The organism is Phaeobacter sp. QD34_24 (assembly GCF_028890115.1).
Classification (GTDB): domain Bacteria; phylum Pseudomonadota; class Alphaproteobacteria; order Rhodobacterales; family Rhodobacteraceae; genus Phycobacter.
Genome location: NZ_JARCJD010000005.1, coordinates 140,889 through 166,205 on the forward strand (window position 1 = coordinate 140,889; position 25,317 = coordinate 166,205).

The 25,317-nt window shown below is 62.6% G+C and carries 26 protein-coding genes; 9 read left to right on the forward strand and 17 right to left on the reverse strand.

The genetic code is table 11. The features are described 5' to 3' along the window. Positions 1–51: 51 nt before the first annotated feature. The gene (locus PXK07_RS05695; RefSeq protein WP_274847236.1) at positions 52–1,824 is read left to right on the forward strand and encodes a carboxyl transferase domain-containing protein; all 1,773 of its coding nucleotides are present in this window, start codon (positions 52–54) and stop codon (positions 1,822–1,824) included. 71 nt (positions 1,825–1,895) lie between these two features. On the opposite strand, the gene PXK07_RS05700 is transcribed toward PXK07_RS05695, so the two are convergent. Further along, positions 1,896–2,672, reverse strand: a complete 777-nt coding sequence (locus PXK07_RS05700) for a DUF1013 domain-containing protein (RefSeq protein WP_274847237.1) — start codon at positions 2,670–2,672, stop codon at positions 1,896–1,898. A 153-nt stretch (positions 2,673–2,825) separates the two neighbouring features. Between PXK07_RS05700 and PXK07_RS05705 the strand changes: the two genes are divergently transcribed. After that, the gene (locus PXK07_RS05705) at positions 2,826–3,485 is read left to right on the forward strand and encodes a ribonuclease T2 (RefSeq protein WP_274847238.1); all 660 of its coding nucleotides are present in this window, start codon (positions 2,826–2,828) and stop codon (positions 3,483–3,485) included. 48 nt (positions 3,486–3,533) lie between these two features. On the opposite strand, the gene PXK07_RS05710 is transcribed toward PXK07_RS05705, so the two are convergent. Beyond that, entirely contained in the window at positions 3,534–4,523 is a 990-nt protein-coding gene (locus PXK07_RS05710; protein ID WP_274847324.1) for an NAD(P)H-quinone oxidoreductase, read from the reverse strand. A gap of 133 nt (positions 4,524–4,656) precedes the next feature. Next, positions 4,657–5,358 (reverse strand): COQ9 family protein, encoded by a 702-nt coding sequence (locus PXK07_RS05715; protein WP_274847325.1) that lies wholly within the window; start codon positions 5,356–5,358, stop codon positions 4,657–4,659. A 177-nt stretch (positions 5,359–5,535) separates the two neighbouring features. Between PXK07_RS05715 and rpsU the strand changes: the two genes are divergently transcribed. Then, positions 5,536–5,742, forward strand: coding sequence for a 30S ribosomal protein S21 (gene rpsU, locus PXK07_RS05720; protein WP_005614280.1), 207 nt, complete (start codon positions 5,536–5,538; stop codon positions 5,740–5,742). 467 nt (positions 5,743–6,209) lie between these two features. Here rpsU and PXK07_RS05725 read toward each other — a convergent pair whose 3' ends face one another. Further along, positions 6,210–7,376 carry a cytochrome P450 gene (locus tag PXK07_RS05725; RefSeq protein ID WP_274847239.1) on the reverse strand — a complete coding sequence of 389 codons (1,167 nt, stop codon included), beginning with the start codon at positions 7,374–7,376 and terminating at the stop codon, positions 6,210–6,212. An 84-nt stretch (positions 7,377–7,460) separates the two neighbouring features. Between PXK07_RS05725 and PXK07_RS05730 the strand changes: the two genes are divergently transcribed. Beyond that, positions 7,461–7,988, forward strand: coding sequence for a MarR family winged helix-turn-helix transcriptional regulator (locus PXK07_RS05730; RefSeq protein WP_274847240.1), 528 nt, complete (start codon positions 7,461–7,463; stop codon positions 7,986–7,988). A gap of 115 nt (positions 7,989–8,103) precedes the next feature. Here the strand turns inward: PXK07_RS05730 and ppk2 are convergent, their stop codons facing one another. The 3 genes from ppk2 to PXK07_RS05745 form a co-directional block, all read right to left on the reverse strand. Then, complete coding sequence (ppk2, locus tag PXK07_RS05735) at positions 8,104–9,021, reverse strand: polyphosphate kinase 2 (protein WP_274847241.1); 918 nt, start codon at positions 9,019–9,021, stop codon at positions 8,104–8,106. A gap of 219 nt (positions 9,022–9,240) precedes the next feature. Further along, positions 9,241–10,830, reverse strand: a complete 1,590-nt coding sequence (locus PXK07_RS05740; protein WP_274847242.1) for a GMC family oxidoreductase — start codon at positions 10,828–10,830, stop codon at positions 9,241–9,243. 260 nt (positions 10,831–11,090) lie between these two features. Beyond that, positions 11,091–11,549 (reverse strand): Lrp/AsnC family transcriptional regulator, encoded by a 459-nt coding sequence (locus tag PXK07_RS05745; protein WP_274847243.1) that lies wholly within the window; start codon positions 11,547–11,549, stop codon positions 11,091–11,093. Positions 11,550–11,683: 134 nt separating this feature from the next. On the opposite strand from PXK07_RS05745, the gene ald reads away from it, so the two are divergent. From ald to PXK07_RS05760, 3 genes are all read left to right on the forward strand, one after another. Next, positions 11,684–12,802 (forward strand): alanine dehydrogenase, encoded by a 1,119-nt coding sequence (gene ald, locus PXK07_RS05750; protein ID WP_274847244.1) that lies wholly within the window; start codon positions 11,684–11,686, stop codon positions 12,800–12,802. Positions 12,803–13,046: 244 nt separating this feature from the next. Beyond that, complete coding sequence (mscL, locus tag PXK07_RS05755; protein ID WP_274847245.1) at positions 13,047–13,484, forward strand: large conductance mechanosensitive channel protein MscL; 438 nt, start codon at positions 13,047–13,049, stop codon at positions 13,482–13,484. 128 nt (positions 13,485–13,612) lie between these two features. Continuing rightward, on the forward strand, positions 13,613–14,419 hold the full coding sequence (locus PXK07_RS05760; protein WP_274847246.1) for a mechanosensitive ion channel family protein: 807 nt from the start codon (positions 13,613–13,615) through the stop codon (positions 14,417–14,419). Between the two features lie 187 nt (positions 14,420–14,606). On the opposite strand, the gene PXK07_RS05765 is transcribed toward PXK07_RS05760, so the two are convergent. The 3 genes from PXK07_RS05765 to PXK07_RS05775 all read right to left on the reverse strand — a co-directional run bounded on the left by PXK07_RS05765 (position 14,607) and on the right by PXK07_RS05775 (position 16,308). After that, on the reverse strand, positions 14,607–15,146 hold the full coding sequence (locus tag PXK07_RS05765) for a GNAT family N-acetyltransferase (RefSeq protein WP_274847247.1): 540 nt from the start codon (positions 15,144–15,146) through the stop codon (positions 14,607–14,609). After that, the gene (locus PXK07_RS05770) at positions 15,143–15,592 is read right to left on the reverse strand and encodes a YtoQ family protein (RefSeq protein WP_274847248.1); all 450 of its coding nucleotides are present in this window, start codon (positions 15,590–15,592) and stop codon (positions 15,143–15,145) included. Before PXK07_RS05770 ends, PXK07_RS05765 begins: the two co-directional genes overlap by 4 nt. Before the next feature lie 80 nt (positions 15,593–15,672). After that, a complete protein-coding gene (locus PXK07_RS05775; RefSeq protein WP_274847249.1) occupies positions 15,673–16,308 on the reverse strand; it encodes a class I SAM-dependent DNA methyltransferase in 636 nt (211 codons plus the stop codon). Positions 16,309–16,394: 86 nt separating this feature from the next. On the opposite strand from PXK07_RS05775, the gene PXK07_RS05780 reads away from it, so the two are divergent. Continuing rightward, positions 16,395–17,285: a LysR family transcriptional regulator gene (locus tag PXK07_RS05780; RefSeq protein WP_274847250.1), complete on the forward strand. Its 891-nt coding sequence runs from the start codon at positions 16,395–16,397 to the stop codon at positions 17,283–17,285. Positions 17,286–17,338: 53 nt separating this feature from the next. Here PXK07_RS05780 and pheT read toward each other — a convergent pair whose 3' ends face one another. From pheT to pheS, 3 genes are all read right to left on the reverse strand, one after another. Continuing rightward, positions 17,339–19,735, reverse strand: a complete 2,397-nt coding sequence (gene pheT, locus PXK07_RS05785) for a phenylalanine--tRNA ligase subunit beta (protein WP_274847251.1) — start codon at positions 19,733–19,735, stop codon at positions 17,339–17,341. A gap of 228 nt (positions 19,736–19,963) precedes the next feature. Beyond that, positions 19,964–20,386 carry a hypothetical protein gene (locus tag PXK07_RS05790; protein WP_274847252.1) on the reverse strand — a complete coding sequence of 141 codons (423 nt, stop codon included), beginning with the start codon at positions 20,384–20,386 and terminating at the stop codon, positions 19,964–19,966. A gap of 74 nt (positions 20,387–20,460) precedes the next feature. Then, on the reverse strand, positions 20,461–21,534 hold the full coding sequence (gene pheS, locus PXK07_RS05795) for a phenylalanine--tRNA ligase subunit alpha (protein WP_274847253.1): 1,074 nt from the start codon (positions 21,532–21,534) through the stop codon (positions 20,461–20,463). Positions 21,535–21,733: 199 nt separating this feature from the next. Between pheS and PXK07_RS05800 the strand changes: the two genes are divergently transcribed. After that, complete coding sequence (locus tag PXK07_RS05800; protein WP_274847254.1) at positions 21,734–22,780, forward strand: adenylate/guanylate cyclase domain-containing protein; 1,047 nt, start codon at positions 21,734–21,736, stop codon at positions 22,778–22,780. A 101-nt stretch (positions 22,781–22,881) separates the two neighbouring features. Here PXK07_RS05800 and rplT read toward each other — a convergent pair whose 3' ends face one another. The 4 genes from rplT to pyk form a co-directional block, all read right to left on the reverse strand. Continuing rightward, positions 22,882–23,247 carry a 50S ribosomal protein L20 gene (gene rplT / locus PXK07_RS05805; protein WP_065271322.1) on the reverse strand — a complete coding sequence of 122 codons (366 nt, stop codon included), beginning with the start codon at positions 23,245–23,247 and terminating at the stop codon, positions 22,882–22,884. A gap of 15 nt (positions 23,248–23,262) precedes the next feature. Continuing rightward, on the reverse strand, positions 23,263–23,463 hold the full coding sequence (gene rpmI / locus PXK07_RS05810) for a 50S ribosomal protein L35 (protein WP_009178285.1): 201 nt from the start codon (positions 23,461–23,463) through the stop codon (positions 23,263–23,265). A 115-nt stretch (positions 23,464–23,578) separates the two neighbouring features. Next, on the reverse strand, positions 23,579–23,800 hold the full coding sequence (locus PXK07_RS05815) for a hypothetical protein (protein WP_274847255.1): 222 nt from the start codon (positions 23,798–23,800) through the stop codon (positions 23,579–23,581). A 34-nt stretch (positions 23,801–23,834) separates the two neighbouring features. Beyond that, complete coding sequence (gene pyk, locus PXK07_RS05820) at positions 23,835–25,280, reverse strand: pyruvate kinase (protein ID WP_274847256.1); 1,446 nt, start codon at positions 25,278–25,280, stop codon at positions 23,835–23,837. Positions 25,281–25,317: the final 37 nt, after the last annotated feature.

Genomic DNA, 25,317 nt, shown 5'->3' on the forward strand with positions numbered 1-25,317 from the left:
CCCCGGCCCGGCGATTGACTGCGGACAGGCATCGAATAGGGAGGATCACCGGTGACGATCATCAGGGCAGAGAGCGCCGCGATTGTGGCTGAGGTGCATGTCACGACCGGCCAGGAGGTGCCCGCCGATACGGTCCTGCTGGCCACCGAACTGATGAAGATGCGGCACGAGATCCGCGCGCCTCATGGCGGCATTGTCCGCACTGTGCACATCAAGGTCGGGGACGAGCTGCAAGGCGGCGCAGCTCTGGTCACGCTGGAACCCGCCGAGGTCGCGGGCCAAACCGCCGCCACCAAGGCGGAAGACCGCCCGGATATGGCGGACTACAAGGCGCGGATGGCGCTGTTGCAGGATGAGGCGCGCCGCGATGCCGTTGCAAAGCGCCATGCGCAGGGCGCGCGCACCGCGCGTGAAAACATCGACGACCTGTTCGATGCGGGCAGCTTCACCGAATACGGTGCTCTGGCGGTGGCAGCCCAGCGCGGCAGTCGCGATCTGGAGGATCTACAGGCCCGCACGCAAGGCGATGGGATCATCTGTGGCATCGGCACGGTTGCCGGGCGCCGGGTGGCGGCGATGGCGGTCGACTATATGGTTCTGGCGGGCACCCAGGGTTTCAATCACCACCGCAAGATGGACCGGTTGATCGAGGTCGCGGGCCGCGATCAGCTGCCGATCGTGCTCTTTGCCGAAGGCGGCGGCGGGCGGCCCAATGATGGCGATGCAGCCCTGATCATGGCCGGCTGGCTCAACGTCACTTCCTTTCGCCACTTCGCCGCCTACAAGGGCCCAAAGATCGGCATCGTTGCGGGCTATTGCTTTGCCGGGAATGCCGCCCTGTTCGGGGTCTGCGATCTGCGCATCGCGACCCGGAACAGCTGGATCGGCATGGGCGGCCCGGCGATGATCGAAGGCGGCGGCCTGGGCACGGTCGCCCCCAAGGACATCGGCCCCAGCGCCACGCAGGTGGAGACCGGGCTGATCGACATCCTGGCCGAGGACGAGGCCGAAGCGGTTGAAGCGGCCAAACAACTATTGGGACTTTCACAGGACAAGCCCCAGCCGAAAGAAGGCGACCGCCCGGAACTGCGCAAGCTGATCCCGGTGGACCGGACGCGCGCCTATGACATGCGCGACGCGATCAACGGTATCGTGGACGAGGACAGTTTCCAGGAACTGCGCCGCGGCTTTGGCATCGGCATGATCACCGGGTTCGCCCGCCTGTCTGGCCGCGCTATCGGCATTGTTGCCAACAACCCGCTGCACCTGGGCGGCGCCATCGATGCGGCGGCCGGAGACAAGGGCGCAAGGTTCCTGCAGCTGTGCGATGCCTGGGGCCTGCCGGTGGTGACCTTCTGTGACACCCCCGGTTTCATGGTCGGACCCGAGGTCGAGAAAACAGGCCAGGTCGCCCATGTCTCGCGGCTGTTCCTGGCGGGGGCGCATTTCAGCCAGCCTCTGGTGACGCTGATCCTGCGCAAGGCCTATGGGCTTGGCGCCATGGCCATGGCCGGAGGCGGACTGGATCGCCCGCATTTCTGCTGTGCCTGGCCCACCGGCGAGGTCGGCGCCATGGGGTTGGAAGGGGCGGTGAAACTTGGTCACCGGGATCACCTGGCGGCCATCAGCGACCCGCAGGAACGCGAGGCAGAATACCAGCGGCTGGTCGACTCGCTCTACGAGCGGGGCAAGGCGCTGAATGCCGCCAGCCTGTTGGAGTTCGACGCGGTGATTGATCCGGCAGAGACACGAGAGGTCCTGCACCGGGCCCTGGCCAGCGCCGGGCCTGCATCGCCCGGCCCCCGCTATGCGGATGCCTGGTAACGACGCGCAAAAAGAAAGAGCCACGCCGCATTGGCGTGGCTCCCACAACTCACGAGTGCACAGGCACAAAATCAGAAACGGGGGTCGATTCCGTTGTCTTCATCCTCATCGTCGTCATCACCGCCCGCGGGCAGGTTGAAGAAGCTGTCCGCATCACGGATCGGCTCATCATCCTTGCGTTCGTCGTCGGAGCTACCGCCCAGAGTGAAGGTCTCAAGCCCTTCGATCGCGCTCGGGATCTTGGGTTCAGCATCCATCTCCAGCGATTGCTCGGTCGAGACCAGTTTGCGGCGCTCGTCGTCGCTCATCACGCCGCCCTCGGCAGCCTTCTTGGCGGCGGCCTTCTGCACGGCTGCGTCCAGTTCGGACTGCTTGCACAGGCCCAGCGCCACCGGATCGATCGGCTGCATGTTGGCGATGTTCCAGTGGGTGCGCTCGCGGATCGACTGGATGGTCGGCTTGGTGGTACCTACCAGCTTGGCGATCTGGCCATCGGACAGTTCCGGGTGGAACTTCACCAGCCACAGGATCGAGTTCGGACGGTCCTGGCGCTTGGACAGCGGGGTGTAACGCGGGCCACGGCGCTTTTCCTCGCCGGCAGCTGCCGGGTTGAACTTGAGCTTCAGCTTGTGCAGCGGATTGGCTTCGGCCTTGTCGATCTCGTCCTGGGTCAGCTGGTTGTTCGCGACCGGGTCAAAGCCCTTCACACCGGCAGCCACATCGCCATCGGCAATGCCCTGGATCTCCAGCTCGTGCATGCCGACGAAATCGGCGATCTGCTTGAAGCTGATCGTGGTATTGTCCACCAGCCACACGGCGGTCGCCTTGGTCATCAACGGTTTTGCCATGCGCGTATCTCCTTAAAACACGTTTGCCCCACGAACACCCACGTACATCTTTCCCGTCGCCTGAAATAGGCTGCCCCGAGGTCTGGGGCGGGTTTCCGTTGTCGGGGAACTTCAGTCCTATATAGTCGCCTTGTTTTCATAAGGAAAGAGGCGATGCGCAGGTTCTTGCTGGCAATTGCAACCGTGGTTTCAGGGTTGGTTTCGATCCCCGGGCACGCCGAAAGCGACCGGGACAGGGAGATTTCGGGAGAGTTCGACTACTATGTCCTGAGCCTCAGCTGGTCGCCCAACTGGTGTGCGATCGAAGGCGATGCCAAGGGATCGGATCAATGCGATGACCGCCACGATCACGGCTGGACCCTGCATGGGCTGTGGCCGCAGTACCACCGGGGCTGGCCGGATTTCTGCCGCACGGTTGAGGCGCCCCCCAGCCGCCGTCAGACCGCCGAGATGGCCGATATCATGGGCAGCCCGGGGCTGGCCTGGCATCAGTGGAAGAAACACGGCAGCTGCTCGGGCCTGTCGTCGACGCAGTATTTCGCTCTCTCGCGAGAGGCTTACGCGCAGGTCACCCGCCCGGCGATCTTTCGCAAGCTGGACAAGACCGTGAAACTGCCCGCCTCGCTGGTGGAAGAGGCCTTCCTGAAGGAAAATCCGCAGCTGAGCCGCGACAGTCTCACCATCACCTGCCGCGATGGCCACATCCAAGAGGCCCGCATCTGCCTGTCGCGCAGCCTTGATCCGGTGCCCTGCGGCCGCGATGTGATCCGCGACTGCACCTTGAAGGATGCGCTCTTTGCGCCGGTCCGCTGACCGGGAGGCGCCAGGGCGCCCCCCGATCCTGCTGTTCAGGCACTGCGGTTAAAGGTCCGCGACCTTCAGGACGATCTTGCCGATATGGCCAGAGCTTTCCATGCGGGCGTGGGCTTCTGCGGCCTCTTCCAGCGGATAGGTGCTGTCCATCACCGGTTTCATCCGCCCCGCCTCCACCAGCGGCCAGACCGCCTCGGCCAGATCCTGCGCGATGCGCGCTTTGGCAAGATCGCTTTGCGGGCGCAGGGTCGATCCGGTCACCGTCAGGCGGCGGGCCATGATCTGGGCAAAGTTCAGCTCGGCCTTGGGACCGGACAGAAACGCGATATGCACCAGGCGGCCATCATCGGCCAGCGCCCGGATGTTGCGGGGGATATAGTCGCCCCCGACCATATCCAGGATCAGGTCAGCACCACCTTCGGCGCGCAGCACCTTCACGAAATCCTCGTCGCGGTAGTTGATCGCGCGCTCGGCTCCAAGATCGAGACAAGCCTGGCATTTCTCATCGGATCCGGCGGTGGTGAAGACCCGCGCGCCCAGCGCCGAGGCCAGCTGGATCGCGGTCGTGCCGATACCGGAGGAGCCACCATGCACCAGGAACCGCTCTCCCGCCTTGAGCCCCCCGCGGGTGAAGACATTGGACCAGACGGTGAAACAGGTTTCCGGCAGGCAGGCCGCGCGTTTCATCGATAGCCCCTTGGGAATCGGCAGGCAATGGGCCGCCGGGGTCACCACATATTCGGCATAGCCGCCACCGGGCAGAAGGCCGCAAACCTTGTCGCCCACGGCGTATTCGGTGACGCCCGCGCCGATGGCCACCACTTCGCCCGACGCCTCGAGCCCCGGCAGATCGCTGGCTCCTGCAGGCGGATCATAGGCCCCTGCGCGTTGCAGCGCATCGGGGCGGTTGACCCCGGCATAGGCCACCTTGAGCAGCACTTGCCCGTGACCCGGCGTGGGAACCGGCCGTTGGGTGAGGGTCAGAACCTCTGGCCCTCCCGGCTGTGAGATCTCGATCGCGCGCATTGTTTCGGGCAAACCATCGGTCATGCAAAGGTCCTTTCCCTGCCGTAGTATCCTTGATGCCCGTGATAGCACCGGCACGGGCACACTCAAACCCTGCTGACGTCCTGTTCCAATCTTCGTTGCGTCCCGGCGCGGGCACAGGCCGTTATCGGCGGCCCTGACGCCCGGGCATGTGCTCGGCCTCTCTCGGCTTGCGGATCTGTCCCGCCAGCCAGGCGGGCCCCGCCAGCAGCGGCTTCAAAAGCGGGTTCTTCTGCACATCCGCCTTCAGTTTCTCGAATTGCATCACATTGTCGATGCGCCGGTCCAGAAACTCCCAGGTCGCCTGGTGACCGGGCGTCTCGTCGCCCAGCCAGAACAGCACGGTGGACGAATAGACGCCAGAGAGGGTCGCGCGCTTGCTGTACCAGTTGATATCCTCGGAGGTATCGCCAAGGGCCGTCCAGATCGCATCCACCGTGCCCCAGATCGCCTTGGCCCCATCGGCGGCATGGCTGGGCAGCGCAAAAAGAGTCACCCCCCGGCGTACCGCTTCCTTGTCCTCGACCGCCTCCAGGCGGAATCGGACGGCGGCGGCAATCTTGTCGCGAAACCGAAGGCCCGTCAGATCCTCTGTCGCCAGCCGCTGCAGCATCACCTGATCCCCGCGCCGGTGATAGGCCAGCGCCAGATCCACGGCCCCGCGTGGGCACAAGGCCCGCGCCAGGGTCGGATCAATACCGGTGTCTGCCACGGCTGCGGCAAATGTCGCCTCGGTCCAGCCATCAAAGGCCACATGCATGAGTGCCGCATCCAATAGCGCATCCATGTTCAGCGCCTCTGTGCCTTCCGTCCTGTCGGATGTCATGCCGGTTGCCTGCTCTGTCATGCTGCTTCTCCGTAACGATTGAATGCAGGGGCTGCGCACCTCTGCCGGGCCAGAATGAGCCATCCAGCCCAGTACTAGACATGTTAGATCGGTTTTGCTATACGGCCACCTCCTGCAAATCCTTGCAACTCAACTTAGAAAGGTGGTGAAAACCACATGCAGGTTAGTGTTCGTGACAACAATGTCGATCAGGCGCTTCGTGCCCTGAAGAAAAAGCTGCAGCGCGAAGGTGTGTTCCGCGAGATGAAGCTCAAGCAACATTTCGAGAAACCCTCCGAGAAGAAAGCGCGCGAGAAGGCTGAAGCGATTCGTCGTGCCCGTAAACTGGCGCGTAAGAAAGCACAGCGCGAAGGTCTCCTCTAAGATCTTCCTCCGGTTTTTTCTGGATGCTTTTGACGACCCCCGCGGCCCTGCCCGGGGGTTTGTCGTTTCTAGAGCCTACAATTTACGACTCCATAACGATATTCACTAGGCAATCACTAAACTTATGCGTGTATCGTGCGCGGCAAGTTGCTATAGTCGGCTCAAGGGCCACTGAAACCTCGGATCGTCTTGGCTCATGGTCCTTTTGCCGAAGCTGGAACAATCGGCATATCCCCGGAGGTGGTACCGCCCTCCCCCAAACTGGCGTCGGCCTTGCTTCCTGCACCCAAGGCCCGTGACCCCTCCGGGGAAATCAACACAGATGGCCTTGGCGCCGAATGGTATCGGAGCCTATGGGTCTTCAGGTATTGCCCCTGCAGATTCTCCTCTGCATCTCTGCCCCGCTTGCACCGCACAGATGAGACCCAAACCGTCATCAAATGTCATAGTCTGCGATCACCCGGCCCCTAGTTCACCAGCCCCCATTTCACCGGCACCTCCAGCGGCCCGCGGAACGCCCAGCCGCCAAAACGGGCCGGACCCTCCAACGACAGGTCTGGCATTCGCTCAAACAACATCGGCAGCGCCGCTTCGGCGATCAAGGCCCGAGAGATCCAGGCCCCCGCGCAGAAATGCGGGCCTGCGCCAAATGAAATAGCTGCGCTGATATCCTGATGCAGATCATAGCGATCCGGCCGGGCAAATACCCGCTCGTCCCGATTGCCAGAGCCGAACATTAGGAAGACGCGGTCCTCTGGCTGCAGCGCCACACCGTTGAGCACATAGGGCTGTGCCACCCGGCGCGGCGACATGCCGATAGGTGACATCCAGCGCGCGTATTCCTCGAAGGCCCGCATCCATGTGGCCCGTCCGGACCTCACATCCTGCAGTTGCTCGGGATGTTGCAGCAAGGCCCAGACCGTTCCGGCGATCGCATCGCGCGGCTCGTTCTGCCCGCCAGAGATCGCCAGCTTGATATTGGCCCTGATCTGGCTTTCCGGCAGCCCCGCCTTCTGCTGCTCCCGCAGAAGGGAAAACGCACCGGCACCGGATCCCGCCTCCCACATGGTGCTGATATGGTCGTCGATCAGGCGGGTACTGTCGTGGCAGCGCGCCTCCACCGCCGCATCGCCCGCGTAATTTGCACAGCCATCGATCATGCCCTGGCTGACCGCGTCCATCTCGTCGGCGCGCATCCGGGTCAGCCCGGTCACTGCCTTCAGCGCCTCGGCCGAAACCGGCATGGCAAAGTCGCGCACCAGATCGCAGCGCCCCCGTGGCGCCAGATCCTGCAGCACCTGCGTGGTTGCCGCGCGAAACTGCGCCAGCCAGTGCTGTTTCACCGTCTTGGGCGACACCGCCGGAAAGATCGCCTTGCGCTCGGCCATATGGTCCGCGCCGTCTTTGCGCATCATGTTCTGCCCCATCAACCGGGTCATCAGCCCCTCCGGCTGATCCGAAGAGAAGACATCAGTGCGCTTTTCCTCCCGGAAGATGTCATCACGCCGGGAGATCAACACCGCGTCAAGCTGCGGCACATAGGCCACGGGCGCCTCTACCCGCAGACGGGCCAGGTCGGGATATGGGTCCTCCCAAAACGCCTGTAGATCGATTTCATAGACCGGTCGTGCCATTGCTGCCCTCCCCCGCTGACCTCTCTGAAAGAAGACTGCGCGGCACCTGTTGTCTTGTCAACTCATCTGACATAGCCTGCGGGCATGAGTGATCTGACCGACGAGATGTTCCTGTCGCTGCCCGACGGCAGCAAGGATAGCCCCGCAGCCCCGACGCTGGACTATGATCGCAGCCCGGTCGTTACCGTGACATTCGCGGGCAACCGGCTGACCCGCAATGCCACCCGCGCCTACCAGCAGGAATTCGGCATCGGGGTGATGGATTGGCGCATGCTGGTGATGCTGACCCGCGATCCCGGCTGCTCGGTCGGCCATGCCGCGCGCGTGACGGGCATCGACAAGGCCGCCGTCAGCCGGGCGCTTCACCGCATGTCACAGGCTGGGCTGGCACGAGCCGAGGTTCTGGGCGGCGATGAACGCCGCAAGTCCTGGTTTCTGACAGAGGCTGGTCATGCGCTCCATGCCCGCATATTGCCGCGCGCGCTGGAACGGCAACGCGACCTGCTCAAAGGGTTTTCCACCGAGGATCTCAAAGCCTTCACCGGCTACCTGCAGCGGTTCCTTGAGAACATGGCGGACGAAGACACCCCTCCCCCGGATGAAAATAGCTGACATCGGCGAAACGCGCCCGCCGCGCGCCCGCGCGGCGCCGGGCCCAACGGAGGCGACACAGCCCATGGGCTGTGCCAGATCGGGCGGGAGCCGCCCCCTGCCGCGTCCCAGCCGTTCAGTAGATCTTTGGCACGTATAGCTCGTCCGGCAGGAACCGGCGCTCATAGTCGGGATTATACTCCCGATCCGGCAGGGTCACCTTCTCCTGGGGCACATCCTCATAGGGGACCTTGGTCAAGAGGTGCTCGATACAGTTGAGCCGCTCGCGCTTCTTGTCGTTGCCCTCGACGATATACCAGGGCGCCTCGGGGATATTGGTGCGTTCCAGCATATCCTCCTTGGCCTTGGTGTACTGTTCCCAGCGGATGCGGCTTTCCAGGTCCATGGGCGACAGTTTCCACTGTTTCATCGGATCGTGGATGCGCATCATGAATCGCAGCTGCTGCTCTTCGTCGGTGATCGAGAACCAGTATTTCAGCAGGATGATCCCCGACCGCACCAGCATACGCTCGAATTCCGGAACGTCCTGGAAGAATTGTTCGACCTGATCGTCGCTGGCAAAGCCCATGACCCGCTCCACCCCGGCGCGGTTGTACCAGGAGCGGTCAAACAGCACGATTTCACCGGCCGCGGGCAGGTGCGGCACGTAACGCTGGAAATACCACTGGCTTTGTTCACGCCGCGACGGAGCCGGCAGCGCCACGACGCGGGCCACCCGCGGGTTCAGGCGCTGAGTGATCCGCTTGATCACGCCCCCCTTGCCGGCACTGTCACGCCCCTCGAACAGGATGCAGACCTTGGCGCCGCTGTGCTGCACCCAGTCCTGCAGCTTGATCAGCTCTGCCTGCAGGCGCAGCAGGTTGCGGAAATAGACTTTGCGGTCCAGCATCTCGGGGTGTTGCGACCGGTAGATCTTGCGCAGCTCCATCGACAGCATGGGCTCGGCAAATTCGATCTCGAAATCCTCGTCCAGCGTGTCCTGAAGCTCGGCATCCAGCCAATCGAATGAATCAGGGGTGGTATCGCTGGTCACGGTGGAGCTCCTTCACTCAAAATATCTCTGTTCTGGCCGCTTTAGAGCAGGGATGTGATTGTTTGATGTCAGATCTGCATCTGTTGCCGGACCGCAGGGATTTTGCCGCCACGCGGTCACGGTCCTCTCTACAAGCGGCAAATCGCCTGACCAGAAGGGAATCGAAAATCAGGACCGCCTGCAAGGGCAAAACAGCCCTTCGGCGGCCATATGCCTGTCTCAGCCGCGCGCCGCTGCCAAAATCATGTCTGATGCCTTTTCCGCGATCATGATCGTCGGCGCATTGGTGTTGCCGCTGGTGATCGTCGGCATGACGCTGGCATCCACGACACGCAGGCCAGCGATGCCACGTAGACGCAGCTCGGGATCCAGAGGCGCGCTCTCCTCCGCCCCCATATGCACCGTGCAGGTGGGGTGGAAGATCGTCGTGCCGATATCCCCCGCCGCACGCACCAGATCCTGTTCATCGTCGGACACAAGGCCCGGCTTCATCTCTTCCGGCGCGTATCCCTGCATCGGCGCCTGCGCCATGATCGCCCGTGCCTGACGGATCGCGGCTACGGCCACCTGCCGGTCTCCTTCGGTCGACAGGTAGTTCGGCTGAATGCTCGGCGCCGCCAATGGGTCGGCAGAGGTGATCTCCACCCGCCCCCGACTTTCGGGACGCAGGTTGCAGACGCTGGCCGTCAGCCCCGGAAAATCATGCAGGGGCTGACCAAAGGCCTCCAGCGTCAGGGGCTGCACGTGGTATTCCAGATCCGGGGTCTCCAGATCGGGCCGCGAGCGGGAAAAGGCGCCCAGCTGGCTTGGCGCCATGGACATCGGGCCAGACCGTTTCAGCGCATATTCAAGGCCGATCTTCGCCTTGCCGACCAGGGAATTGGCCAGCGTGTTGAGAGTATGGGCCCCGCTCAGGCGCCAGGCACAGCGCAGTTGCAGGTGATCCTGCAGATTGGCGCCGACCTGCGGCATATCCCGCAGCACCTCGATCCCGTGCGCCTGCAACAGCGCGCCGGGACCCAGGCCCGACAGTTGCAGGATCTGCGGGCTGTTGACAGCGCCTGCCGACAGGATGACCTCACCGCGGGCACGGGCAGTGCGGATCTCTTCCCCTTTTTGATACTCGACCCCGACGGCGCGCCCCTCCTCGATCAGGATGCGGCGGGTATGCGCCTGAGTTTCGACCTTCAGCCCCTGCCCGGTCGCCGTGCGCAGGAAGGCCTTGGCCGTATTCATCCGCCAGCCAGAGCGTTGATTGACCCGGAAATAGCCGACGCCCTCGTTATTGCCAGTGTTGAAATCCGTGACCTTGGGCAGCCCCCAGGCAGAGGCCGCCTCCATCCAGTCATCCAGCACGTCCCAGTGCAGACGCTGGTTCTCGACGCGCCATTCGCCACCTGCCCCGTGCAGATCAGAGGGGCCTTCGACATAGTCCTCGGACTTCTTGAAATAGGGCAGAACATCGTCCCAGCCCCAGCCTGCAAGGCCGCGCTGCCGCCAACCGTCATAATCGGCGGCTTGCCCACGCAGGTACAGCATTCCGTTGATCGAGGAACAGCCGCCCAGCACCTTGCCCCGCGGATAGATCAAGGCGCGCCCATTCAGGCCCGGATCGGCCTCGGTGCGATACATCCAGTCGGTGCGCGGGTTGTTGATGCAGTAGAGATAGCCCATCGGGATATGGACCCAATGGTAATTGTCACGTCCCCCGGCCTCCAACAGCAGTACGCGCTGCCCGCCCTCGCTGAGCCGCTTGGCCAGGACACAGCCCGCACTCCCGGCGCCCACGATGATGTAATCAAATTCCATGGTCCAGCCCCCGTCGTTCAATATCCCTTCTCTTGAAGCAGATACGACTCGGAATTGTAAGACAAATAAAAGTCTGCCGCACCCGACCAGATCACCAAGCCCTCCCGCGCCCGCAGATGCGCCGACTGCGTCGCCACCTCTTGGCGGCCTTGGGCGTGGCAGCGCGCAGCGCGCGCTGCCACGCCCAACGGGAGGTGGTCTTTACAAAAAAAAAGGCCGCCGACGGGCGGGAGTACCACCGGGCAAGCGCGAACAGCGATTCAGACAGGCAGAGCCGTGGTCTTGAACACCGTGCGCAGGGCAAAGCTGGATTGCATCTGGGCAACGCCGGGCAATCGCGTCAGATGCTGGCGATGAATGCGCGCGAAGTCATCGGTGTTCTCTGCCACCACCTTCAGAATGTAATCCGCCGTTCCCGCCATCAGGTGACATTCCAGAACATCCGGGATCCGCGCGACGGCCTTTTCAAAAGCGTCCAGCAGTTCATCCGCCTGCCCCTGCAGGGTGATCTCCACAAAGACCGTGGTCGGCACGCTCAGCTTGCGCGCATCCAGCAGGGCGACATAATCCTTGATGTAGCCCTCTGCCTCCAGCCTCTGCACCCGGCGATGGCAGGCGGAGGCCGACAGGTTTACCCTCTCGCTGAGGTCCGCGTTCGAGATCCGGCCCTGCCGTTGCAAGACCTGCAGAATACGACGATCCGTCGAATCAAGTGACATATTTGCGAAGCCCTTTGCGTTTGCTGTGCTATTAGTCGAATATTCTTCGAACTGCATCTTTTTATTCTGCCCAATAAAGAAGCACATTGTCCCGGTATCGACATAGGCTCTTTCTGCATCAGGGAGGAAACAGCATGAAAATCGGATGCCCGACTGAAATCAAACCCCAGGAATTTCGCGTCGGCATGACACCCGATGCCGCCCATGAAGCCATTGCCCACGGTCACGAGGTGCTGATCCAGACCGGCGCCGGTGCGGGCGCGGGCTTTAGCGACGCCGATTACGCCGCCGCCGGAGCCCAGCTGGTCGATACGGCCGAAGAGATTTTCGCCACCGCCGAGATGATCGTGAAGGTCAAGGAACCCCAGGCGGGTGAGCGCAAGATGCTGCGCGAGGGCCAGCTTCTGTTCACCTACCTGCACCTTGCTCCCGACCCGGAGCAGACCCGCGATCTTCTGGCTTCGGGCTGCACCGCAATCGCCTATGAAACCGTCACCGACAGCCGCGGCGGCCTGCCGCTCCTGGCCCCCATGTCCGAGGTTGCGGGCCGTCTTGCGCCGCAGGTCGGCGCCTGGACCCTGCAAAAGGCCAACGGCGGGCGCGGCGTTCTGATGGGCGGCGTTCCCGGTGTTGCTCCCGCCAAGGTCGTCGTGATCGGTGGCGGCGTGGTTGGCACCCATGCAGCCCGCATTGCGGCAGGCATGGGCGGCGACGTCACGGTTCTGGACCGCTCCCTGCATCGCCTGAAATACCTGGATGACGTTTTCGGCAGCACCTTCCGCACCCAGTATTCGACAGCCGCCGCCACCGCAGAACTGGTGCGCGAGGCCGATCTGGTGGTCGGCGCGGTTCTGGTGCCGGGTGCTGCGGCACCCAAGCTGATCTCGCGGGCGCAGCTGAACGAAATGAAACCCGGCGCGGCGCTGGTTGATGTGGCGATCGACCAGGGGGGATGTTTTGAAACCTCCAAAGCCACCACCCATGCCGATCCGATCTACGAGGTCGATGGCGTCATGCATTACTGCGTCGCCAATATGCCCGGCGCCGTCGCCCGCACTTCGACCCAGGCCCTAGGCAATGCCACGCTCCCCTTCCTGCTGGCGCTTGCCGACAAGGGCTGGAAACAGGCCTGCCAGGATGACCCGCATCTTCTGGATGGGTTGAACGTCCACGCGGGCCAGTTGACCTACTATGCCGTCGGCAAGGCGCTGGGGATCGATGTCGTCTCTCCCGCTCTGGCGCTGAGGTCCTGATCTCCGCGACCCCGCCAACCCGCCATGATTTGCGCCGCCTCCCTCCCCTTGGGGCGGCGCTTTTCATTTCGGGTCCAGGCCCCAATCCGCCACATGCCCATTCGGCGTTGCGTCAGGGAGTACAGAATTCCCCCTGACTTTTATGAAAATCAAATACAAGACGCGACATCTCGGAGTAGAATACAACTCCAGACCTCAATGAAATATCTTCATGGGGCAACGCGCGAAACAAGGGGCATTCGACATGCTGAAAGAATTCAAGGACTTCATTGCCAAGGGCAATGTCATGGACATGGCCGTCGGGATCATCGTTGGCGCCGCCTTCACCGCCATCGTCAAGAGCATGGTCGGGGATCTGATCAACCCGATCATCGGCCTGTTCCTGGGCGGTGTCGATTTTACCAACAGCTATCTTGTCCTTTCGGGCGAGGTGCCAACCGGTGCCAGCCTTGAGGCCGCCCGGGAGGCTGGCGCAGCCGTCTTTGCCCATGGCGCCTTCATCATGGCCGTCATCAACTTCCTGATCATCGCTTTCGTCGTCTTCATGCTGGTGCGCTTTGTGAACAAGGCGAAAGAGGCTGCAATCCGGGCAGAGGAAGCCGCGCCTGCGGAAGAGGCCCCCGCCGGTCCGAGCGAGCTGGATGTTCTTCTGGAAATCCGCGACGCACTGAAGAAACAGTAACCGCAGGTCCGGGATCGGCTTCCGGTACCGGACAACATTTTTGCCCATGGGCCGTCAGCCTCCTGCTGGCCGCCCATGGCATAGGCACGGCTCCCTTGGCCCTGCCCTACACAGAAAGACAATGTGACATGGAAGACTTGATCGAACAGGCGGGTGCCTATTGGCCATTGGTGATCAGCTCGGCAAAGGCGCTGGTTGTTCTGGTGCTTGGCTGGATCGCCACCGGCATGATCAGCACCGCTGTGCGAAGCCGCATCAACAAGACGCCTCAGATCGATCCCACCTTGGGGAATTTCGTGGCCAGCATCGTCCGTTGGGCGCTGCTCGCGGTGGTTCTGGTCGCCGTTCTGGGGATCTTCGGCATCGAGGCGACCAGCCTTGTCGCCATGCTGGGTGCGGCGACCCTCGCCATCGGCCTGGCGCTGCAGGGCACGCTCAGCGATCTGGCGGCAGGCTTCATGCTGATCCTGTTTCGCCCCTACAAGCTTGGCCAGTTTGTCGATATCGGCGGCACCTCGGGCACGGTGAAGGATCTGAACCTCTTCGTGACCGAACTGGCGACGGCGGACAACGTGCAGATCATCATCCCGAACGGCAAAGCCTGGGGGTCGATCATCACCAACTATTCGGCGCATGACACCCGCCGCGTGGATCTGGTGTTTGGGATCGACTACAGCGACAGTGCGGACAAGGCCAAGGGGATCATCCTGCAACAGGCGGCAGCCGATGCACGCGTGATGACAGATCCCGAACCCTGGGTGCGGGTCACCAATCTTGGCGACAGTTCGGTGGACCTGACAGCACGGATCTGGTGCAAAGCCTCGGACTATTGGGAGCTGAAATTCGCCATGACTCAAGCGGTAAAGGAAGCCTTTGACGCCGAAGGCATCTCCATCCCCTATCCCCACAGCGTCGAGATCAAGAAGGACGAGTAGCGCTCCCGCCCGTCTTCGGGGCTGATACCCCTCATCCCGTTGGGCCCAGCGCCCCGCCATTGGCGGGGCGCTGTCGCATTCCACTGCATCCTTGTGGACATGGCAACCGTTCAGAAATGGCGCAACCGCGCCGAGCGCCCGCGCGGCGCCCGGCCCAAGGCTGTAATCTGTCGCCAAAGGCGCAGGTTCAGGGGCGGGAGCACTCCGTGACCCGGCTCATCACAAGCGTCTGCTTTCCCTGATAGATGGCAGCCTGTTCCCGCACCCTGTAACCCAATTTCAAGGCCACCTTTTGCGACACGGCATGCGCCGGATCAAACAGGCAGACAGTTTCAGCCCAATCCTTGGCTGCATCGGCCCAGTCATGCATTGCGGTCACCGCCTCGCCCGCGATGCCGCGGCCATGGGCATGAGTCGCAAGGACCCAGCCCGCCTCGGGGATCACCGCAAGCGGCGGGTCTATTTCACGTTTGAAATCGGAAAACCCAACTTCGCCGAGAAAATCGCCGGTCGAACGCTCTGTTACCGCCCAATACCCATAGCCCATGGCCTGCCAATGACCCATGTTGCGCAGAAGACGCGACCAGGAGGCCTCGGGCGTGGACGGCACGCCACTGATGTGCCTGACCACCACCGGATCTGCCCAGAGCGCGGCAACATCGGGGAAATCCTCCACCCGGTGCGGGCGCAGGATCAGCCGCTCGGTCTCGAGGATCACATCGCTCACGCGGGCAGCTTGCCCGTCAGCACATAGGTCAGGATTTCAACCACCTGGCGCGGCTCCTCGGCCACGGCAAGGGCTGCGGCATGAACCTCTTTCAGGGCGTGTTGATGCTCCGGCAGGCTCAGCACCACGATGGATTTCCCCAAGGCCGCCGCATAGCCAGCATCAAAGGCTGCATTCCACTGGCGGTATTTCTCGCCAAAGCGCACGACCACCAGATCGGCATCCTCGATCCCCTTGCGGGTGCGGATCGCATTGACCATGGCCCCCTTGTGATCGTGCCAGTATTTGTTCTCTTCCGCCCCCAGGATCGCCACGCCGCAGTCGTCGCTGGCCGCGTGATCGGTGACCGGGCTGTCGAAGGCCACATCCAGATCCGCCGCTCCGGCCACAATCTGTTCGCGCCAATCGGTGTGGATTTCCCCTGAGAGATAGACCTTGAGTGTCATTGCGTCCTCCGTTCGCTGGTTTCCCTTGCTTAGACCGGATCGCGGCCATGGGCCAGAGCAGCCACCTGCCCCGGTTCGAATCACCTGCGACGGGCCACCAGAAACCGGCTCGGAGGATCGGCGGGGTAGTTGCCCGTCTCGATAATCTCAAAACCCGCTGCCTCGACCCGCGCCTGCCACTCCGCAATCGACAGGAAGCGCACCACCTTTGGCGCCTTTCCAATCAGCTGCATCACCGGGATCATGCCCCGCATCATCAGGCGCTGGAAGCCGCTCTTGCTGTCCTTCAGGCAGGGCGTCTTGGAGATGAACAGCCCGCCGGGGCGGATGCTGTCATGAATGCGGGCAAGTGCCCCATCCAGACCGCCGACCAGATGAAACAGGTTGAAGGCCATGACAACGTCATACGGTCCCGCGGGCGCCCCGGCGATATCACAGACGCTAACGCGCAGGTTGCTGGCGCCCGCCTGCTCTTTCTTCTGCCGCGCGATGGCGATCATCGAAGGCGCCAGATCCGTGGCCGTGTAGCAGGACACCGCATCGCGCAGATGCAGCGCCGTCGTGCCGGTACCGCAGCCCAGTTCAAGAACCCTCTGATCAGGTCGCAGATAGCTGCGCACCCGTTCCAGGGTGTAGTCATAGGCCGCCTGGTCCCCGACCGGCCTGCGTGCGTATCTGTCCGCGATCCCGTCCCAGAACTGTGCTGATGACTGCATGATACCTGTCTCCTTTGCCGATAAGATAGGAGCGCCGCTTGCATACGGGAATTGCCCAATTACGTAGGCAATATATACATAAATGCATGACACGCTCACCCGACAGCTTTGACTGGAACCATATCCGTGCCTTTCTGGCCACCGCAGAAGAGGGCTCGCTCTCGGCCGCGGCCCGCCGTTTGCGTCTCACGCAGCCGACACTCAGCCGTCAGGTTGCCGCATTGGAGCAGGACCTGGGACTGATGCTGTTTGAACGTATCGGGAAGTCCCTGCAGCTGACCCAAGCCGGGGTCGAGTTGCTGGAACATACCCGCCCCATGGGGTTTGCAGCTGACAGGATTGCCCTGGCGGCCATCGGCCAGTCGCAATCCATCACGGGCACGGTGCGGATCACCGCCAGCGATCTCTATTCTGCCCATGTCATGCCGCAGGTGCTGCGCCGTCTCTCAGAAATGGCGCCGGAGCTGACGGTGGAGATCATCGCCGCCAACGACATTCGCGATCTGATGCGGCGTGAGGCGGATATCGCCATTCGCCATGTCCGCCCCCAGCAACCCGAGCTGATCACCCGACTGCTGCGGGAAGACACCGCGCATTTCTATGCCGCTCCGCGCTATCTCGATCATGCGGGTGAACCGGCGCACCTCAATGATCTGGGCAACCACGATTTTGTCAGCTTCGGCAGCGCCCGGGACATGATCGATCATCTCGCCCCGCTGGGGATCACGCTGACCGAGCGCAACTTCCGCTACGGATCGCAAAGCGGCCTGGTGGCCTGGGAGTTGGTGAAACAGGGGTTCGGGATTGCGCCGATGGCCGACCGGGTCGGGGGAAAGACGCCCGAGGTCACGCGTCTCTTCCCTGAGATGGCACCGATCCGATTTCCGGTCTGGCTCACCACCCACCGAGAGCTGCACAGCAGCCGCAAGATCCGGCTGGTCTTCGATCTCCTGGCAGAGGTGTTTTCCGCAAAATGAAACCGCGCCCCGAAGGGGACGCGGTTGAATTGCATCATAGGGTAGCTTTGGCCTCAGCCGCGCAGGCTGCCGCCAGTGGCCTTGGTCACCTTGGCAATGATCTTCTCGCTCACCGCCTCGATGTCCTTTTCCTTCAGCGTCTTGTCCACGGGCTGCAGGCGCACTGTGATGGCCAGGGATTTCTTGCCCTCGCCCAGGCTGCCACCGATGAATTCGTCAAAGACGCGCACATCCTCGATCAGGGCCTTGTCGGCACCGGCTGCGGCATTGACCAGGGTCAGCGCCTCGACGCCCTCATCCACCACAAAGGCAAAGTCACGCTCGACCGCCTGCAGGTCGCTGATCGCCAATGCGGCGCGGGTGGCCCCCGCATTGCGCGGCAGCGGCACCTCGTCGGGCCAGATGGTGAAGCCCACCGCCGGACCCTTGACGCCCATTTCGCTCAGCACCTTGGGATGCAGCTCGCCAAAGACGCCCAGCACCTTTTTCGGCCCCAGGCAGATCTTGCCGTGGCGGCCCGGATGCCACCACCCCTGCGCGCCGCGCAGGATCTGAACCTTGGCCGGGGCAGCGATGGCGGCCAGAACCGCCTCGATATCGGCCTTGGCATCGAATGTGTCCACGGGACGCGAGGCGCCATGCACATCCTTGGCACCGGTGCGTCCGACCAAGAGACCAGAGATCAGGTTGTGCTGCTCCCCCGGCTCCCCGCCATGAAAGGCCGGGCCGACTTCGAACAGAGCCAGGTCCATATAGCCGCGCGCCTGGTTGCGGGCGGCGGCCTGCAACAATCCCGGCAGCAGGGCGGGACGCATATGGGACATCTCGGAGGAGATCGGATTGGCCAGCATGGTTGCATCGTCACCGCCACCGAACAGCGTGGCCGAGGCCTTGTCGATGAAGGTGTAGCTGACGATTTCATTGTAGCCGAGGCTGGCCGCGGTGCGCCGGGCCATCTGTTGGCGGCGCTGCTGCGGGGTCATAACCGGTTTCGGAATGCCCGGCGTCAGACGCTTGAGCGGCTTGCCTTCCAGTTTCGTCAGCGAGGCGATACGGGCGACCTCTTCCACCAGATCGGCCTCGCCCTGAACATCGGGGCGCCAGCTGGGCACATGGGCCATGTTGCCCTCAAGCCGGAAGCCAAGGCGGGTCAGGGTCTGGCGCTGATCGCTTTCGGGGATATCCATGCCGACCAGCGACTGCACTCGGCTTGCGTCCAGCTTGTAGGCGCGCGAATGATCCGGCACGTCGCCTGCGATCACCACTTCAGACGGCTCACCGCCACAGAGGTCGAGGATCATCTGGGTGGCGCGATGCAGCCCTTCCAGGGTGAATTCCGGATCCACGCCGCGTTCGAACCGATAGCGCGCATCCGAGTTGATCTTGAGCGCGCGGCCGGTGGTCGCGATCTGCACGTGATCCCAGAAGGCGCTTTCGAGGAAGACATCGACGGTCTCCTCGGTGCAGCCGGTTTCCTCGCCGCCCATGATGCCGGCGATGCTTTCGGGGCCATTGGCGTCCGAAATCACCATCTGGCCCGCGCCAAGGGTGTATTCCTTCTCATCCAGCGCCAGCAGGGTCTCGCCGCCCTTGGCGCGATGAACCCGCAGATCGCCCGTCACCTTGGCTGCGTCAAAGACGTGCAGCGGGCGGTTCTGGTCGAAGGTGAAGAAGTTGGTGATATCCACCAGCGCCGAAATCGGGCGCAAGCCGATGGCGGTCAGCCGATCCTGCAGCCACTGCGGGCTGGGGCCATTCTTGACGCCCTTGATCAGGCGGCCGGTGAACAGCGGGCAGCCGTCCAGCGTGTCTTCGTCGATGGTGACCTTGATCGGGCTTTCGAAATCGCCGGGGATCGCCTCGTATTCGCGGGTTTTCAGCGTGCCCAGACCACGGGCCGCCAGATCGCGGGCAATGCCGTAGACGCCCAGCGCATCGGGGCGGTTCGGGGTGATGGCAATCTCGATCATCGGATCGACCTTGGAGGGGTCGTTTTCCGCCAGCCAGTCGATCAGCCGGTCGCCCACCTCGCCCGAAGGCAGTTCCACGATGCCGTCGTGATCCTCGCCCAGCTCCAGCTCGCGCCAGGAGGCCATCATGCCGTGGCTTTCGACGCCGCGGATCTTGCCCACCGACAGGGTGATATCAAGGCCGGGCACATAGTCGCCGGGTTTGCACAGAACCACGGTGATGCCTTCGCGCGCATTGGGGGCGCCGCAGACGATCTGCTTTTCGCCCTCGTTGGTCATCACGCGGCAGACACGCAGGCGGTCGGCATCGGGGTGCTGCTCGGCGCCCACGACCTTGGCCAGGGTAAAGCCTTTCAGCGCATCGGCCGGGTTCACGATCTCTTCGACCTCGAGGCCGAGATCGGTGAGGGTTTCGGCGATCTCCGCGACAGAGGCATCGATGTCGAGGTGGTCTTTCAGCCAGGAGAGGGTGAATTTCATGTCTCAGCGCCCTTTTGGCAGATGAATGCGGTTCGAACAGGCAATGGCAAAGATTGCCCGGTGTTTCAAGGGCCGGAACGCGTTCCAATAAACAGTGCCTGCCTACAGGAGAAGTATTACAACGGTTGTGGTCTGCCGGACAAAAGGCACGAGGCCGCCCGGGTGGGCGCAACGCGCCCGCCATGGGGGCGGGCGGGCGCGTGCCGAGCCGCAAGCGGCCCGGTCGAACTATTCGAACCGAAGGAACCTCAAATCAACGTCATGTGTTTCGAGACCAAGCTCGTTCCGAAGCTCATTACGTAGTGCAATCAGCACCGGCTTAATATCGGCATGACCAGCATTCGCCACAAAGCCACCAATGCTCTCATGCGCCGCCCGGCAAACATCTTCTGAACCAAACAGCTGAATATCTGCCAATGCCCCTTCCATGTTTTCGCGTAGTTGCTTCGCTTGCTCGTCGTCTGACGGTTTTCGTTCAACACACGCCTCCAATCGACGATAGGCATCAATCAAGAAATCCACATTGCGTGCACGCTTCTCGGAAATCAGTTCTTTGCGGATTGAAGTTTTGAAAACAATCAAAGATCCAATAATGGCAAAAAGCGGGGGAACAAAGAGGTTAAGCAGCGTAATGAGTGTATCAGAATCCATAGCACCTTCCCCAAAAAGCAAAAAGGGCACTCTTAGCGAGCACCCCCTTATCAATTCCGCGTGTTATGTGTGTGTCAACGGCTGAGGCCGCCATGCAGGGCCGGCACGTCAAGGCAGCTGAAGCCATAGTGGCGCAGCCAGCGCAGGTCGCTGTCAAAGAAGGCGCGCAGATCGGGGATGCCGTATTTCAGCATCGCCAGACGGTCGATCCCGATGCCGAAGGCAAAGCCCTGGTATACGTCGGGGTCGATCCCGCCGGCGGCGATCACCTTGGGATGCACCATGCCGGAGCCGAGGATCTCCATCCAGTCGTCACCCTCGCCGATCTTCAGCTGGCCATTGTCCCAGGAACAGCGGATATCCACCTCGGCCGAAGGTTCGGTGAAGGGGAAGTGCGAGGCGCGGAAGCGCAGCTCCACGTCGTCCACCTCGAAGAAAGATTTGACGAATTCCTCCAGCACCCACTTGAGGTTCGCCATCGAGATGTCTTTGTCCAGCGCCAGGCCTTCGACCTGGTGGAACATCGGCGTATGGGTCTGGTCGTAGTCGGCACGGTAGACACCGCCGGGGCAGATCACCCGCAGGGGCGCGCCCATCTTTTCCATCGACTGGATCTGCACAGGAGAGGTGTGGGTGCGCAGCACATGCGGCGGGCGATCATCGCCTTCCGCGCGGTGCATATAAAACGTGTCCATCTCGGCGCGGGCCGGGTGGTGGCCGGGGATATTCAGCGCGTCGAAGTTGTACCAGTCGGTCTCGATGCGCGATCCTTCGGCGACCGAAAAGCCGAGTTCGGCAAAGATCGCGGTCAGCTCTTCGCTGGCCTGGCTGATCGGATGCAGGCTGCCCTGGCGCTGGGGCCGGGTCGGCAGGGTCACATCCAGCCACTCGGTGCGCAGGCGCTCATCCAGCGCGGCATCGGCGAGTGCCGCCTTCTTCGCGACAAGGGCCGAGTTGATCTCATCCTTCAGCGCATTGAGCGCCGGCCCCACGGTCTGGCGTTCCTCGGGCGTCATCTTGCCCAATTCGCGCATCTTCAGGGCCACCTCGCCCTTCTTGCCGACGGCGGCGAGGCGGATCGCCTCCAGCGCGTCCTCGTCCTGGGCATCGGCAATCTGCCCCAGATATTTTGCCTTAAGATCGTCCATGACGGTCCCCTGAATTTTGCTTGCCTTCTGCTACCACACGCGCCGCCAAACGCAAGGGCGGCTGAGCCCCCTGCCCCATAGCAGGGCTGCATCCGTTGCGACAAAACCTGCCGTCCCGCCCCTCGATAGCTTGCAAGCGTGAGCCAGACGCCCCATCTTGGCGCCAAGATCCCAGATCATTTTTTCAGAGATTGATAGTATGAGTAATCCCGTCACCCGCAAGCTGACCACGATCCTGGCCGCCGACGCCGAGCGCTACAGCGCAGCGATGGAGGCCGATGAGGTAGCAACCTATGCCGCGCTCAAGGCGGCGCGAGCGGTATTCTTCAAACTGATCGACCGTCACGGTGGACGGGTTGCCAATACAGCGGGCGACGGGCTGATCGCCGATTTCCCTTCGGTTGTCGAAGCCACCCATTGCGCCATCGAGGTGCAGCAGGAACTGGCCGCCGAGCATAGCCTGCTCAGGTTCCGCATCGGCATCCACCTAGGCGATGTGATCTGCGACGGGGATGACCTGCTGGGCGATGGCGTCAACCTGGCGTCGCGGCTGCAGACCATGGCCGAACCCGGCGGCATCCTGATCTCGCGCCAGGTCTACGACCAGGTTCACAACAAGCTGACCATCGGGTTCGAGTACTTAGGCGAAAAATCCGCCAAGAACCTCCCCGAAGAGGTCTCGGTCTATCGGATCACCACGGCAGCTGCCACTGCGGACCGGTTTGAGAAGGTGAAACCCCAGGTCAGACCGGCCCAAGCCAACAAACCAGACCGCCCGGCACGACCCGAGAAGGTCGCGCATGTCTGGGATGGCGACCGGACAGACCAAGGGGCCCAGCCTGCCCCGACAGCCCCATCTGAAGGGCGCTCTGCCGCGCAGTCGGCCCTGCAGGCCGCAAAAGAGGCTTTTGGCGGGCTGAAGACACCGACCCAGCGCCTATACCTCTTTGGCGTTGGCGGCGCCGTGCTGCTGAACCTGGTCACCGGAGGCCGTTTCTGGCCCGCCTGGCCGGTCCTCGCCCTTGCCCTGGTTTACGGGCAGATCAACGGCAACGGGGCATTGGGGTTCAAACCCTTCCTGTCCATTCCCGTTCGGATCTGGATCCTGGCTTTGTTCCTGATCTGCATCAACTTGATGACCACAGCCTTCCCCTGGGCGATCTTCCCTGTTGCGGCACTGGTGTTGGGCGGTCGGGTCATGGGCGGGCGAGGTGAGCCTGGTGCAGAACCCGAAGAACAGGCCTGATCCCCGGACATCACCAGAAACGAAAGAACCCGCCGGATCACTCCGACGGGTTCGGCTGTCTTTCGACAGAATGTCTTTGACGCCTGACTTAGGCGGCCAGCTTAGGCAGCCAGAGCGGACTGGGCCTGCTTAACGATCGCACCGAAGGCTTCGGGCTCGTGCACGGCGAGATCCGCCAGGACCTTACGGTCGACTTCGATACCGGCCAGGTTAAGGCCGTTGATGAAGCGCGAGTATGTCAGCGATTCGTCGTGGCTGCGGACAGCGGCGTTGATGCGCTGGATCCACAGGGCGCGGAAGTTACGCTTGCGCGCCTTACGGTCGCGGGTTGCGTACTGGTTGGCCTTGTCGACGGCCTGACGGGCAACCTTGAAGGTATTCTTGCGGCGGCCGTAGTAACCTTTGGCTGCCTTGATGACCTTCTTGTGACGGGCGTGAGTTGTGGTACCACCTTTAACGCGGGACATGTGTCAAATCTCCTCTTAGCGGTCGTAGGGCATGAAGCCCTTGACGATCTTGGCGTCGGGGGCGGACAGGGTCGTGGTGCCGCGGGCATCACGGATGAATTTCTTGTGACGTTTGATCATGCCGTGGCGCTTGCCGGCCTGACCTGCCATCACCTTACCGGTGGCGGTCACCTTGAAGCGCTTTTTGGCGCTCGATTTCGTCTTCATTTTGGGCATTTCCGTCTCCTTCAATGCAGGTTCGGTAGATACGCGACTCGGCATGCCACTCCGGCCGGCCGCGTGAACAGGGTCGCCGTTTACGAAAACAGGGTGACAAGGGCAAGCGGTTTCTTCAGGAAAAGCGCCCCAGAACGTTGAAAAACACCTCGGGCAGTTCCTCCAGCCGGTATCCGCCCGGCCGCATCCGCGCCGCATAGAGGATGAAACCGGCGCTGATGACCAGCAACAAAGCCCCAAGGCGCGGCCATCTTCCATCGCTATAGGCCGAAACGAGCGAGAGAACTGCAAGACACCCCAGGAAAAACCCCAGAACGATCGCCAGATCACTGTCCATGTGTCCCCCTTCCCGCCATGGGTCGGGGAACAGCCTATTCCGGGTCGGTGCTGTAAATCAAACGCTCATCACAAGGCGCCACGCGCAGGATATTGGTGGTGCCGGGCACGTTGAAGGGCACACCGGCGGTGACCACGATCTGATCGGTCTCTGTTGCAAAACCGCCCGCACGGGCCGCACGGGCCGCATTGACGACCGCGCCCTTGAAGCGTTCCTGGCCGCCGGTCACCACGCAGTGGCAGCCCCAGCTAAGCGCCAGGCGCCGCGCGGTTCCCTCCAACGGGGTGAGCGCGATGATCGGCACGCCGGGGCGTTCGCGCGCGGTCAACAGCGCGGTGGTGCCGCTTTGGGTGAAACAGCAGATCGCCTTGATATCGGTCTTCTCGGCAATCTCACGCGCGGCCGAAACGATGGCATCGGCAATGGTGCTGCCCTTGGAAGACCGCGACGAGGCGATGATCTGCGCGTAGGTCGGGTCCATCTCCACCTCGGTGGCGACATTATCCATGGTGCGCACCGCCTCTACCGGATAGTGGCCGGCAGCGGATTCCGCGCTCAGCATGATGGCATCTGTCCCCTCGTAGATCGCGGTGGCCACGTCCGAGACCTCGGCGCGCGTCGGCATCGGGCTTTCGATCATGCTTTCCAGCATCTGCGTGGCGACGATCACCGGCTTGGCGGCTGCACGGCATTTGCGCACCAGCCGCTTCTGGATCGGCGGCACCGCTGAAACGGGCAGCTCCACCCCCAGATCACCCCGCGCCACCATGATCCCATCCGAGGCATCCAGGATATCCTCGAATTGCTCCACGGCAGAGGGTTTTTCGATCTTCGACAGAACCGCAGCACGGCCATCGACCAGCCCCTTGGCTTCGAACACGTCCCTGGCCCGCTGCACAAAGGAGAGAGCAATCCAGTCCACCCCCAGGGTGCAGGCGAATTCCAGATCCTCGCGATCCTTTTCCGACAGCGCCGCCAGCGGCAGGACCACATCTGGCACGTTCACCCCCTTGCGATTGGAGATGGTCCCTCCGGTCACGACGACGCAATCGGCAAAATCGCTGCCGCAGCGTTCCACCCGCAGGCGGATCTTGCCGTCATTGACCAACAGATGCGCGCCGGGTTCCAACGCCTGGAAAATCTCCGGGTGCGGCAGGCAGACCCGCGCCGCATCGCCATCGGTGGGGTCCAGATCCAGGCGGAAGGCGGCCCCTTCTGCCAGATCCTCGGCGCCATTTGCAAAGACGCCAACCCGCAGTTTCGGTCCCTGCAGGTCGGCCAGAATGCCGATGGAGCTGTCCAGGTCCTTCTCGACCTGACGGATGATCTGGTGCTTCTCCGCGATCTCTGCATGGGTGCCGTGGGACATGTTCAGCCGGAACACATCGGCGCCGGCCTCATGCAGGGCGCGGATCATGTCATAGGTTTCGGAGGCGGGTCCCAGGGTGGCAACAATCTTCACGCTGCGTGAACGTTTCATGGGCTGTGTCCTTCCGACATCTGGTCTGTGACAGGCG

What these genes read in the sequence shown, in the direction of transcription:
- PXK07_RS05700 (WP_274847237.1), bottom strand. Translation starts at nt 2,672, where the DNA reads ATGGCAAAACCGTTGATGACCAAGGCGACCGCCGTGTGGCTGGTGGAC.
- PXK07_RS05705 (WP_274847238.1), top strand. Translation starts at nt 2,826, where the DNA reads ATGCGCAGGTTCTTGCTGGCAATTGCAACCGTGGTTTCAGGGTTGGTT.
- PXK07_RS05715 (WP_274847325.1), bottom strand. Translation starts at nt 5,358, where the DNA reads ATGACATCCGACAGGACGGAAGGCACAGAGGCGCTGAACATGGATGCG.
- rpsU (WP_005614280.1), top strand. Translation starts at nt 5,536, where the DNA reads ATGCAGGTTAGTGTTCGTGACAACAATGTCGATCAGGCGCTTCGTGCC.
- PXK07_RS05725 (WP_274847239.1), bottom strand. Translation starts at nt 7,376, where the DNA reads ATGGCACGACCGGTCTATGAAATCGATCTACAGGCGTTTTGGGAGGAC.
- PXK07_RS05730 (WP_274847240.1), top strand. Translation starts at nt 7,461, where the DNA reads ATGAGTGATCTGACCGACGAGATGTTCCTGTCGCTGCCCGACGGCAGC.
- PXK07_RS05740 (WP_274847242.1), bottom strand. Translation starts at nt 10,830, where the DNA reads ATGGAATTTGATTACATCATCGTGGGCGCCGGGAGTGCGGGCTGTGTC.
- PXK07_RS05745 (WP_274847243.1), bottom strand. Translation starts at nt 11,549, where the DNA reads ATGTCACTTGATTCGACGGATCGTCGTATTCTGCAGGTCTTGCAACGG.
- ald (WP_274847244.1), top strand. Translation starts at nt 11,684, where the DNA reads ATGAAAATCGGATGCCCGACTGAAATCAAACCCCAGGAATTTCGCGTC.
- mscL (WP_274847245.1), top strand. Translation starts at nt 13,047, where the DNA reads ATGCTGAAAGAATTCAAGGACTTCATTGCCAAGGGCAATGTCATGGAC.
- PXK07_RS05760 (WP_274847246.1), top strand. Translation starts at nt 13,613, where the DNA reads ATGGAAGACTTGATCGAACAGGCGGGTGCCTATTGGCCATTGGTGATC.
- PXK07_RS05770 (WP_274847248.1), bottom strand. Translation starts at nt 15,592, where the DNA reads ATGACACTCAAGGTCTATCTCTCAGGGGAAATCCACACCGATTGGCGC.
- PXK07_RS05775 (WP_274847249.1), bottom strand. Translation starts at nt 16,308, where the DNA reads ATGCAGTCATCAGCACAGTTCTGGGACGGGATCGCGGACAGATACGCA.
- PXK07_RS05780 (WP_274847250.1), top strand. Translation starts at nt 16,395, where the DNA reads ATGACACGCTCACCCGACAGCTTTGACTGGAACCATATCCGTGCCTTT.
- pheT (WP_274847251.1), bottom strand. Translation starts at nt 19,735, where the DNA reads ATGAAATTCACCCTCTCCTGGCTGAAAGACCACCTCGACATCGATGCC.
- PXK07_RS05790 (WP_274847252.1), bottom strand. Translation starts at nt 20,386, where the DNA reads ATGGATTCTGATACACTCATTACGCTGCTTAACCTCTTTGTTCCCCCG.
- pheS (WP_274847253.1), bottom strand. Translation starts at nt 21,534, where the DNA reads ATGGACGATCTTAAGGCAAAATATCTGGGGCAGATTGCCGATGCCCAG.
- PXK07_RS05800 (WP_274847254.1), top strand. Translation starts at nt 21,734, where the DNA reads ATGAGTAATCCCGTCACCCGCAAGCTGACCACGATCCTGGCCGCCGAC.
- rplT (WP_065271322.1), bottom strand. Translation starts at nt 23,247, where the DNA reads ATGTCCCGCGTTAAAGGTGGTACCACAACTCACGCCCGTCACAAGAAG.
- rpmI (WP_009178285.1), bottom strand. Translation starts at nt 23,463, where the DNA reads ATGCCCAAAATGAAGACGAAATCGAGCGCCAAAAAGCGCTTCAAGGTG.
- PXK07_RS05815 (WP_274847255.1), bottom strand. Translation starts at nt 23,800, where the DNA reads ATGGACAGTGATCTGGCGATCGTTCTGGGGTTTTTCCTGGGGTGTCTT.
- pyk (WP_274847256.1), bottom strand. Translation starts at nt 25,280, where the DNA reads ATGAAACGTTCACGCAGCGTGAAGATTGTTGCCACCCTGGGACCCGCC.